The organism is Desulfovibrio sp. DV (assembly GCF_001936595.1).
Classification (GTDB): Bacteria; Desulfobacterota; Desulfovibrionia; order Desulfovibrionales; family Desulfovibrionaceae; genus Solidesulfovibrio.
In genome coordinates this window covers 1-9,955 of sequence record NZ_MLBG01000147.1, presented here as the reverse complement: position 1 = coordinate 9,955, position 9,955 = coordinate 1, and the positions used below count along the sequence as shown (strand labels likewise).

At 66.1% G+C, this 9,955-nt stretch carries 11 protein-coding genes; 4 read left to right on the top strand and 7 right to left on the bottom strand.

The genetic code is table 11. The annotated features are described in order from the left end of the window. Window positions 1-49 precede the first annotated feature (49 nt). The gene (locus DVDV_RS20485; protein WP_075356434.1) at window positions 50-832 is read right to left on the bottom strand and encodes a hypothetical protein; all 783 of its coding nucleotides are present in this window, start codon (window positions 830-832) and stop codon (window positions 50-52) included. After that, window positions 829-2,325 (bottom strand): mechanosensitive ion channel family protein, encoded by a 1,497-nt coding sequence (locus DVDV_RS20480; RefSeq protein WP_075356433.1) that lies wholly within the window; start codon window positions 2,323-2,325, stop codon window positions 829-831. Before DVDV_RS20480 ends, DVDV_RS20485 begins: the two co-directional genes overlap by 4 nt. A 108-nt stretch (window positions 2,326-2,433) precedes the next feature. Here DVDV_RS20480 and DVDV_RS20475 point away from each other — a divergent pair, with 108 nt between their 5' ends. From DVDV_RS20475 to DVDV_RS20465, 3 genes are all read left to right on the top strand, one after another. Beyond that, window positions 2,434-3,258, top strand: coding sequence for a TatD family hydrolase (locus tag DVDV_RS20475; RefSeq protein WP_075356432.1), 825 nt, complete (start codon window positions 2,434-2,436; stop codon window positions 3,256-3,258). A 90-nt stretch (window positions 3,259-3,348) separates the two neighbouring features. Then, window positions 3,349-3,990 (top strand): hypothetical protein, encoded by a 642-nt coding sequence (locus DVDV_RS20470; protein WP_075356431.1) that lies wholly within the window; start codon window positions 3,349-3,351, stop codon window positions 3,988-3,990. Window positions 3,991-4,119: 129 nt separating this feature from the next. Then, complete coding sequence (locus DVDV_RS20465) at window positions 4,120-4,497, top strand: response regulator transcription factor (protein ID WP_075356430.1); 378 nt, start codon at window positions 4,120-4,122, stop codon at window positions 4,495-4,497. 25 nt (window positions 4,498-4,522) lie between these two features. Here DVDV_RS20465 and DVDV_RS20460 read toward each other — a convergent pair whose 3' ends face one another. From DVDV_RS20460 to DVDV_RS20440, 5 genes are all read right to left on the bottom strand, one after another. After that, on the bottom strand, window positions 4,523-5,245 hold the full coding sequence (locus DVDV_RS20460) for a response regulator (protein ID WP_075356429.1): 723 nt from the start codon (window positions 5,243-5,245) through the stop codon (window positions 4,523-4,525). 106 nt (window positions 5,246-5,351) lie between these two features. Continuing rightward, entirely contained in the window at window positions 5,352-5,621 is a 270-nt protein-coding gene (locus tag DVDV_RS20455) for a DUF4911 domain-containing protein (RefSeq protein WP_075356428.1), read from the bottom strand. After that, on the bottom strand, window positions 5,618-6,706 hold the full coding sequence (locus DVDV_RS20450; RefSeq protein ID WP_075356427.1) for a Xaa-Pro peptidase family protein: 1,089 nt from the start codon (window positions 6,704-6,706) through the stop codon (window positions 5,618-5,620). Before DVDV_RS20450 ends, DVDV_RS20455 begins: the two co-directional genes overlap by 4 nt. 75 nt (window positions 6,707-6,781) lie before the next feature. Beyond that, complete coding sequence (locus tag DVDV_RS20445; RefSeq protein WP_075356426.1) at window positions 6,782-8,161, bottom strand: NAD(P)/FAD-dependent oxidoreductase; 1,380 nt, start codon at window positions 8,159-8,161, stop codon at window positions 6,782-6,784. A 118-nt stretch (window positions 8,162-8,279) separates the two neighbouring features. Further along, window positions 8,280-8,558, bottom strand: a complete 279-nt coding sequence (locus tag DVDV_RS20440; protein ID WP_075356425.1) for an RNA-binding protein — start codon at window positions 8,556-8,558, stop codon at window positions 8,280-8,282. 519 nt (window positions 8,559-9,077) lie between these two features. Here DVDV_RS20440 and DVDV_RS20435 point away from each other — a divergent pair. Then, window positions 9,078-9,857, top strand: a complete 780-nt coding sequence (locus DVDV_RS20435; protein WP_075356424.1) for a tetratricopeptide repeat protein — start codon at window positions 9,078-9,080, stop codon at window positions 9,855-9,857. Window positions 9,858-9,955 lie beyond the last annotated feature (98 nt).

Genomic DNA, 9,955 nt, shown 5'->3' with positions numbered 1-9,955 from the left:
CCCCCCCGGCCGCCGGAGGCATCTCTGAGAAACAGAACCGGCGGCGGGTTTACGGCGCAGGCGCAGGTGCAGGCGCAGGCGCAGGCGCAGGCGTCGTCGGCGCGGCCGGGGCTGTTGCGACGGCGTCCGGCCGGCACCAGGCGTTGGTCTTGTCGTCAAAGAGCCCGGACAGCGGCAGCAGCAGCACAAAGGTGATGGCCAGAAGCGACAGCCAGGTTTCGTATTTGCGGTTGTCGGCGGGCGCGGCGGCGGCGCTGAGCAAGCCAACGGCCGTGCAGCCGATGGCCAGATCCAGGCAGGCGTTTATGGGCGAGAGCTTGGGCACGGCCACCAACGGCACGAACAGCGCCCCAAGCACCGCTCCGCCGATCAAAAAGAGCAGGGTCTTGCGGGGATGCCCTGGTTCGCCTTGCCGGGCGGCGGCAGCAGCCAGGATCGCCGCCGCGCCAAGGGCCACGCCGAGCGGGACCAGCCCGGCCGCCAGCGCGCCGACAAGGGCCGGGGGGAGAAACGTGCTGCTGGCTGCGACAAGAAACCCCCGCTCCAGCCGGGAAAGGAGCAGGGCCGCCGGCAGGGCCACGGCCAAAAGGCCCATGGCCGGGGCCAGACAGTCGGCCGGGACACAGCTTCTTGGCAGCCGCCGGACAAGGCGTGTCCCGAGAAACACCCCCAGCCCCAGGCAGAGGGCGGCCAGAACGACGACCATGGCCGTATGGTCGGGGTAGGCCCCGCTTATTTCGCGTCCGATAAGCACAAGCAGGGCCGCGCCGGCAAAGCCGACCGCGCCGAGGACCGGCAGGGGCCGGCCGTGGCGGAGGGGGGGTGTTTTCATAAAAAGAGATTCCTGAACCGGGCGAAAAGACTCATCGCCTCGGCGGTTGCATCGGGTTTGGAAGAGGCGTGGTTGGCGGCCGCCCGGGTCTCGAAAATGGTCCGCACCCGGTCGACCACCACCGGATGGCGGGCCAGGACCATGCGAAAGCCCTCGCGGTCGACCACGAGGCACACCGTCGGCTCCAGGGCGCGCACGTCGGCCTGCCGGGGTTCGCCGGTCAGCAGGGCCATCTCGCCGAAAATCTGCCCGGCCGACAATCGGGCCAGCTCCCGGTCGTTTAAATACACCCCGACCAGCCCGGACAGAATGATGTTCATGGTGGTGCCGGTCTCGCCCTTGGCCATGACCGTCTGGCCCGGGGAAAAGGACCGGGACACCGAGGCCCGCATGAGCAGGCGCATGTCTGCCTCGGCCATGCCGGAAAGCAGCCCCACCTCGGCCAGGGCGGCGAGTTGTTCCGGGGTGGCGACGACGTTTTCGGCCCGCTCGGTCATCACGATCTGGCGCATGGGGGCCGGGATGGCGATGCCCTGTTCCATGAACTGGTACCAGATGGTGGACAATACGGCGTCGATGGCGGCCAGTCGGCCGTTGAAGGCGGCGATGTAGAAGACGGCGACGTAGACGATGCGGTCGGGCTGGATTTCGTGGAGCCGGGCGGCCGGGGCCGGGTCGCGAAGGACCCCCTCGGCCCGGCGCAGGGCCGTCAGGATGGCCGATTTGACGGCCACGGGCGGTGCGTCCACCGGGGCCGGGATGCTGATGATCTGGCGCAGGTACGAAGCCGGCCGGTCGTAGTTGACCAGACGCTCCTTGGCCACGGTGTTGTTGGGCAAAAGCACGGCATTGGCGTCCAGGGTCACGACCTTGGTATAGCGCCAGGTCACCTCGGTCACCCGGCCTTCCACGTCGCCCACGCGAATCCAGTCACCCTCCTGAAAGGGCTTTTCGATTTGCAGCAGCAGCCCGGAAAACAGGCTGCCGATGGTGTCCTGCATGGACAGGCCGATGACGGCGGTCAGGATGGCCGAAGAGGTGAGCAGCGGTCCGAGCTGGATGTCCAGGATGTCCCGCATCCCCCAGCCGAAAAGGACGGCCAGGATGAGAAACTTGGTGAGATCCTGGAGGATGTGGCGGCCGGGTTTGCCGTCGCCCCGGACCGGGGAGATCTTTAAAAAGAAAAAGTCCACGCCGTTTCGGGCAATCATCCACAGCGACATCAGGCCGGCCAGGGAAAAGACGGTCTGGCCCTTGTCGGCCGCGTCCTGCGGCAGGCTCCATTGGAGCAGCCATAAAAGTCCAAGGCCGCAAAGCCACTTGACGAGTCCCCCCAACGAGCAGCTAATGACATTCCGGCGGCACAGCAGGCGAAGGACCAGGGTCACGGCCACAAAGACGGCCAGGGCGGCGGCCACCCGCGCGCCAACGGCGAGGAAGGCATGGCTCAGGCCAGTCAGGCCGGCCAGGAAGGACAAAGGGCCAGTGGGCAAGGGGCCGGCCTCCTTGGGCGACGGTGTTTCCTAAAAACGATCACACTCCTACGTGCCGGGCGCTCGGGCGTCAACGCGGCAGCGCTTCAAAGCAGGGGGACGGCACAGGTGTCGAAGAAAAAAGCAGAGCGACCCGATCCGATAAGCCTCGGCCTGCCCCGGGTTGGGGTGGAAAGCCACGCCCATCTCGACGGCGAGGGCTTTTCGCCGGACGAACTTGGGGACATCCTTGACCGGGCTGCGGCCGCCGGTCTGGCGCAAGTGGGCAACGTGTTTCTGGGGCCGGCCGCCTACGAGGCCAATCGGGCGCTTTTTGCCAACCGGCCCGAGGTCTTTTTCCTGCTCGGCATCCATCCCTGCGATGCGGCCAAGGTTCTCCCCGGCGCGTTGGCCGCCATGGAGGCGGCGTTTCGAGGCGACGCCAACCTGCGGGCCGTGGGCGAGATCGGGCTGGACTACTACTGGGATGCGACCACCGTCGAAGCCCAAAAGCAGCTTTTTCGCGACCAGTTGGCCCTGGCCCGGGAGCTTGACCTGCCGGTTGCCGTCCACAGCCGCGAGGCCGAGGCCGACACCCTGGCCATCCTCGACGACCTGGGCTTTAAGGGCCGGCCGCTGGTGTGGCACTGCTTTGGCGGCGACGCCGCCCTGGCCCGGGAAATCACCTCGCGCGGCTTTCATATTTCCATTCCCGGCCCGGTGACCTATCGCAAAAACACCGCCCTGGCCGAGGCCGTGGCCGGGCTGGATACAACGCGCCTGCTTCTGGAAACCGACGCCCCGTATCTGGCGCCCGAACCCTGGCGCGGCAAACGCAACGAGCCGGCCCTGATCGTGTTCACGGCCCGGCGCGTGGCCGAGTTGCTCGGCCTTCCCGTGGCTGATCTTTGGCGCCTTGCCGGCGACAACGCCCGGGCCTTTTTCCGTTTGTAACGGCCAACGGCCCCGCCGGCTTGCCCAAAAGCCGGGGGCGCGGTAGGGTCGCGCCACGTCACGATGGACCCGAACGGGAGACCCGCAGCCATGGCTCTTGAAATCACGACCCAGGGCGACATCGACCAGATTGTCGTCTCCTCCCTGTCCCGCGCCTTTGTCCAGAAGATTTACCGGCATTGCTGGGGCAAGAACAACACGCCCTATTTCGCCGGCAACTGTTTCAAGGGCGTGCTCTACTTCGATGAACGTCTGGCCATCAAATACGCCGAGGACGTGGGATTTCCCTGGCGGGGCTGGCTGTCCGCCCCGAAGTTCCACCACCGCACCGGGGCCAGCCTGGACCACAGCCTGGGGCTGACCGTCCGCCATGACCAGGGCGGGATGGAACTTGCGGCCGTGGGCACGACGCTGGTGGAAAACCGGCTGCGTCTCGACGGGTTCCTGGAACGGCTCGGCGAGGACGAGGTGCTGGCCGTGCTCGGCGCGGTGGACAAGGGCGAGATGGTCTTTTCCCTGCCGGATTTCACCGGGCCCTTTGATCCGGAAAAGCTGAGTATTGCCGTGGACCGGTTATCGGACCTTTACTGTGAGGAGACCGTGGTCACGGGAATGCTCTACGACGGGCGCACCATGAGCATGGAAACCGGGGAATCCCGGGGCAAGAGCATGGTCGACCCGCTGTTGATCAGCCGCGACGGCAAGCTGCTCGACATGTACGATTTCGGCTAGCGCCGCCCCGTGGCAGGGGCAGCGGCCAGGATTGCTTGACGTGGCAACCCGGGCCTTTTATTACAATGCCATCCATGTTCCCCGCGTCAGGAAGGCGCCCCGCAAACCGATTCCGGAGGATCAGGCACCGTGAAATCCGTACTGGTCGTGGACGATGATCCAAGTATCCGCGCTCTGATCCGGCTGTATCTGGAGAGCGTCGGGTATACCGTCTGCGAGGCTGCCGACGGGCGGCGGGCCATGGCGGTCCTGGACGGGCAGGCCGTGGATCTGGTGATTCTCGACATCTTCATGCCGGAGATGGACGGGCTGGAAGTGTTGCAGGCGCTGCGCGGGCACTGCGAGTCTTGCAAGGTCATGGCCATCTCAGGCGGGTCGGCCAAGATCGGCATGGACCTGCTTGGCCATGCCACCATTTTCGGGGCCGACGAGGTGCTGGAAAAGCCCTTTGGCGAGGCCACGCTGCTGGGCAAGGTGGCCGGGCTGATCGGACCGGCGGCCGGCTAGGCCGGAGCCGGGCGTGGCGGCAGCCTCAGGCCGGCCAGTCCAGCCGGGCCTTGGCGAGCAAGGCCGACGCCCATTCCCAGGCCGTGGCGGCGGCGACCCCATCCCGGTGTTCTCCAGCCCTTTCCAGGGCGGCACCGGCTTGGGCCAGTTCGGAAAATCCATACGACCCGGCTGATCCTTTGAGCCTGTGCCCCTGGGCGCGCACCGCCTCCAGGTCGCCGGCGCGCATTCCCGCCTGGGCCGTGTCCAGGGCCTTTTGGCAAAATTCATAGAAAATAGGCAGCAGTGCCACCAGCCGGGCCGGGTCCGGGACGTCGCCGCGAGCGGTCGGGCCGGTCTTGGCCGGCAGTGGCTCGCCCAGGCCGAGATGGGCCAAAAGGACGCGCAGCATGGCCGCCTTGCGGACCGGCTTGACCAGGAAATCGGTAAAGCCCGCCTCCTGGCAGCGCAGCCGGTGTTCGTCCAGGGCGTGGGCGGTCAGGGCCAGGATGGGCACCGGCCTGCTGTGCCGGGCCTGCTCCAGGGCCCGGATGCGCCGGGTGGCTTCATAGCCGTCGACAATCGGCATCTCCAGATCCATCAGCACCAGATCGTAGGCGTTGGCAGCGAAAAGCTCCACCGCCTGGGTGCCGTTTATCGCCTCGTCGATGGCGAAGTGGTCGCTTTCCAGGAACAGGCGGATAAGCGCCAGATTGTCGCTGTTGTCATCAACGATGAGCAGTCTGGACGGGGAGTCGGCGTGGGCCATGGCAAGTCACCGAGGAGCCGGTCTGGCCGGACAAAGGGATGATTACTATCGAAATACCTGATAAAAATTATCCGTTATCTCTGGAAAATGCAATGGAAAATGCCTGTTACGGGCGCAGGCAGACCGTGGCCTCGGGGCACATGTCGGTCAAGTCGTGCAGAAATCCTTCCACCCGGCCGGCCTCGTCCGGGCTGTAGAGGAGGCGCACCACGGCGGCGAAACGGTCCACCACCGTGGGCACGGCCAGATTGTCCTCGGCCTGGAGCAGGAAGGTGAGCAGCGCCACATGCCGGGGGAGCAGGCGCACATAGAGCCGGGCCGAGAGGCGGGGCACCGGATGGCGGCGGCGGCGCAGGGGCCGGTTGCGCCGGCTCACAGGGTCTCGCAGCCGGTTTCGGTGATAAGGGCCATGTGCTCCCACCGGGCCCCGCCCCACTCGGGGTAGTACAACCCCGGCTCCACGGTCACCACCATGCCCGGTTCGAGCAGGCCGTCGGCCGATGGATTGAGGCTTGGCCCCTCATGGGTCTCAAGGCCGATGCCGTGGCCCAGGGAATGGGTGAACCGTTCGGCCACGCCTTCCCGGGCAAAGACCTCCCGGGCCAGGGCGTAGGCCTCGCGAAAGCTCATGCCCGGCCCGAGCCGGTCAAGAGCCGCAGCCTGGGCGGCCTGGACGCGGGCGAGCATGGTGGCAAACCGCTCGGGCGGCGTGTCCCCCACCCAGACCGTGCGGGTCTGGTCCGAGCAGTAGTCAAAGGCCCGGCCGCCCACATCCACCAGCACCAGACAGCCGTCGGTGATGACGGTTTCGCCCGGAATGGCATGGGGCAGGGCGGCATTGGCGTCGACGGCCACGATGGGGGCAAAGGCCAGTTCGCTGGCCCCAAGCTCCCGGAAGCGCTTCTCGATCTCCCAGGCGGCCTGGCCTTCGGTGCGGCCGGGCAGGAGGATGTCCGGCAGGCTGGCCATGACCCCGTGGTTGATGGCGGCCGAGCGGCGCATCCGCTCGATCTCGCCGGCATCCTTGCGCAGGCGCAGCGGCTCCACCAGCATCCCGGCCGCAGTCAGCGGGATGTGTTCGGCCAGCCGGGCGTGGGTTTCAAAGGACAGGCCGGCCGCTTCAAAGGCCAGCCGGCGCACGCCCCGGTCTTTGACAAACCGGGCCATGGCGGCAAACCGGCCGGCTCCGTAGATGCACAGGTCCGCCTCGGGCCACAGGCGAAGGGCGGCGTCGCGGTAGCGGGCGTCGGTAAACAGACAGTCCCGGCCGTCGGCAGTGACGCACAGGTAGCCGGCCGATTCGTTGCACTGGGGATCATGCAGTTCAAAGCCGCTTAAATAAAAGCGGTTGGCGGCGTGGGAAACGAGCAGGGCCTCGTGGCCAAGGGCGGCCAGGGTGCGGCGCAGGCGGTCGCGCCGGGCCGCATACAGGGCGCTGTCGGACGTGGTCGTAATGGACATCAATGCTCCTTGGGCGGGTCCGCCCTGCCCGGGAGGTGTTTCAGATCAGGCCGCCGGCGTCAACCAGGGGGCGGCTTACAGCGTGTAGACGGTTTCCGGCCGGCCAAGCACCACGCGTTCGGCCCACTCGATGCCCTGCATGATGGAATGGTCCATGTTGCCAACCTCGTATTTCCAGCCGCCAAAGCGTCCCCGGGACTGGATGCCCCGGCGTTCGAGCTCCGGCTGGAGCAGGGCCAGGGCGGCGTCGCGGGCCAGGCAGGGGATGGGATAGGCATACTCCACCCGCATCTCCCAGGTGGCCTTATGCCGGGCGAGGTCTTCCGGGGCAATGAGCGTCGTGGCCACCAGTCCGGCCAGGGTGTCGGCGGTCAGGGTGGTCGGATCGGCCGGCTTGTAGGCGGAAAAGCTGGTCTCGGTCATAAGCGCCCGGCTGCGCGCGGTCATGCCGTCGGGGTCCGGGGTGTTACGCGGCGAATACTTGTGAAAATTGGTGACCCGGTAAAAGGGGCAATCGGCTTCCGGGAAATACATCCAGCAGCGGGGATCGGGGGGCGCGCCGGCAAAGCCCAGGCCGTGGATGTGGGAACCGCTGTGCTTGAGCGTTGCCGCAGCCTGGCGCATGGCCGGGCTTGCGTCCGCGAGCTGCTCGGCCACCAGCAGGTCCAGGGGGCCGGTGGCCAGCAGATGGTCGTAGTTGATGGTCGCACCCGAACCGGCCAGTACGGTTTTGCCGGCCGCATCGATGCGCCGGGCCGGTTCGCCCAGGCGCACCCGGTCGGCAAACCGGGCTCCCAGGCGGCGAAAGATTTCGCCCGTGCCGCCGGACAAGGGGAAGCTGAAGGTGTTGTTGGGACCCCAGGCCACGTCGTCGGCAGCGTAGATGATGTTTTTGATCACCCGGGCGGCATCCACCACCGACACCCGTTCGCCGATCCAGCGGTGGGACATGGTCTCGGCCGGATGGGCCCAGACCTTGAAATTGTAGGGGGTCATGAACAGCCGGGCAATGCCCGGACCAAAGACCCGGTCGATCCATTCCCCGAAATGGGCCGGCGGGGCCGGGTGGACGTTGGTTGCGGCCTCGCGCCCGGCGGCCAGCAGGCCCTCGACGCATTCCCAGACGAGGTCTGGCGGCAGGCGGCGGATGTTGTTCTGGAAGGGGTAGGGGACGAAGGTCCCGGCGGCGCGAATCCAGGATTCGCGTTGGTGGCGCAGGATCTCGTCGCCAAGGAGTTCGGCGAGCAGCCGGTCAAAGGCCTGGTAGTGGGAAAAGACCACATGGCCGCCCACGTCCCAGGTGAAGCCGGCGGTATCGGTGAAGCTGGCGGCCAGGCCGCCGACGTAGGGCTGGCGTTCCAGAACCAGGAAGTCGTTCTCGCCGAGCTCGGCCAGCCGGTTGGCTGCGCCAAGGCCGGTTGGGCCGGCTCCGATGATCAGATATTTGACGTGCATGGATGCCTCCGGGGGGACTTGGGCAGGCAAGCAAGAAAAGGGCCAGCCGGGCCGGTCAAAAAAAGACTCCCGGGTCCGGACAGGCCGGACCCGGGAGGAAAGATGGTTTGCCGGACGATTACCAGGCCGGGCGGCGGGGGGGACGCGGAGCGCGGGGTTTGGCCTCGTTGACCTTGAGGCTTCGACCCTCGAACTCGGCCCCGTCCAGGGCCCGGATGGCCTCGTCGGCTGCGGCGTCGTCGTCCATCTCCACGAATCCGAAGCCGCGCGGTTTGCCTGTCTCGCGGTCGGAAATCAGTTTGACGGACTGGACGGCCCCGTAACCGGCAAACAGGTCACGGACGTTTTCCTCGGTGGTGCGGAAGGGCAGGTTGCCAACATAGATGTTTTTGGACATGAGACACCGACTCCCAAAACGGTTGACGTCAGCGAACGCGAAGCGTGGACGGAGGAGGGCTACCCGCCGGCTACGCTCCTTCCCAGGACGATCCCATCGGCCGCAGGGCCGTGATAGGCCTGACTGTTGGAGTGCATACGTCGGATATGACGGCGGAAGGAAAGAAAGCAGTCTGTGCGCACTCGGTGTTATGACTCCGTCAGCGTCGCGTCGCACAAGGTCCCGGGAGGAAGTTCACGCACCACACGCGGTATCGTCACGGGTTTGAGCGAATATTGAAAAGAATATCGGACCCCGCAAGGGCTGGCAAGGAAAAATTGTTCCTTACGTGTGTTATGTGCTGAAATTGAAGATTATTTTGCGCCTTCGCCGATCCGTTTCGCGGCTCGTGCGTCTGGGGCCGGGGCCGTCGCTGGGGCGGACCGGGAAGCGTGATGCATCCGACACGGAAGCATGCTAGGCTGGTGCGGCGCAACAGCGCACCCTGAGACCGCTGATGTCCGGACGGCTGGAGGTTGTATGGCAGCCAAACTTGAAGCAGAGCGTTTTGCCGTGGCCGTGTCGCTGCGGGAGTCCTACAAGATGGGCATCGGCACCACCACCAAGGAAGGGGAGCGGGTGCTGTATTATTACGCCGAGAAGACACCTGAAACAGGCATCCGCATCCAGGCATTAAACGGCAACAGCGTGCCCAGCGGCGAGGTGACGCCTGTGCCCGAAGAGGAATTCTTAAGCAGGTTCAAGCCTGAGCCGCTCATGTACTACAATCTGGTCAAGCCGCGCATGGAGTCCATGCAGCTGGAGCTTTCGCGCGGCGAGAAGCATCTGGAGGCCGGGCGGCTGGAGCGGGCCGAGGAATCGTTTCAAAAGGCCCTGGAATTCGACTCGGAGAACCTGCGGGCCATCTTTGGCCTGGGCAATGCCTATCTGGCCGGGGGCAAGCTCGACGACGCCCGGGAGATTTTCGACAAGATCATGGGCATTGATCTGGCCTTTGGTCCGGACAACAAATTTCTCTTCAATGAATTCGGCATCCGGATGCGCAAGGCCGGGCTGCTGTCCCTGGCCCGGGATTATTACCGCAAGGCGCTTTCGGCCAGCGAGAACGACGAGAACCTGCTGTTCAACTTTGGCCGGGTGCTCTACGAACTGGAAGAATTCGCCGGGGCCGTGGAAGCGGCCGAGCAGTGCCTGGCCATCAACCCCGGTTTTCTGATCGCCGCCAAGCTGGCCAAGGCTGCCCGCAAGGCGGCTGCCGCTGCGGCCCAGGCCACCGGCGACGCGCCGTCAGGGGGCTGACGCCGCAACGCCGGCCAAGGCCGGCGCAATTCCCACTCTGTCGCGATTCCCGGCCGACCGGGCTGCCAACCAACGCCAGGAATCCCTTTCTAACCTCT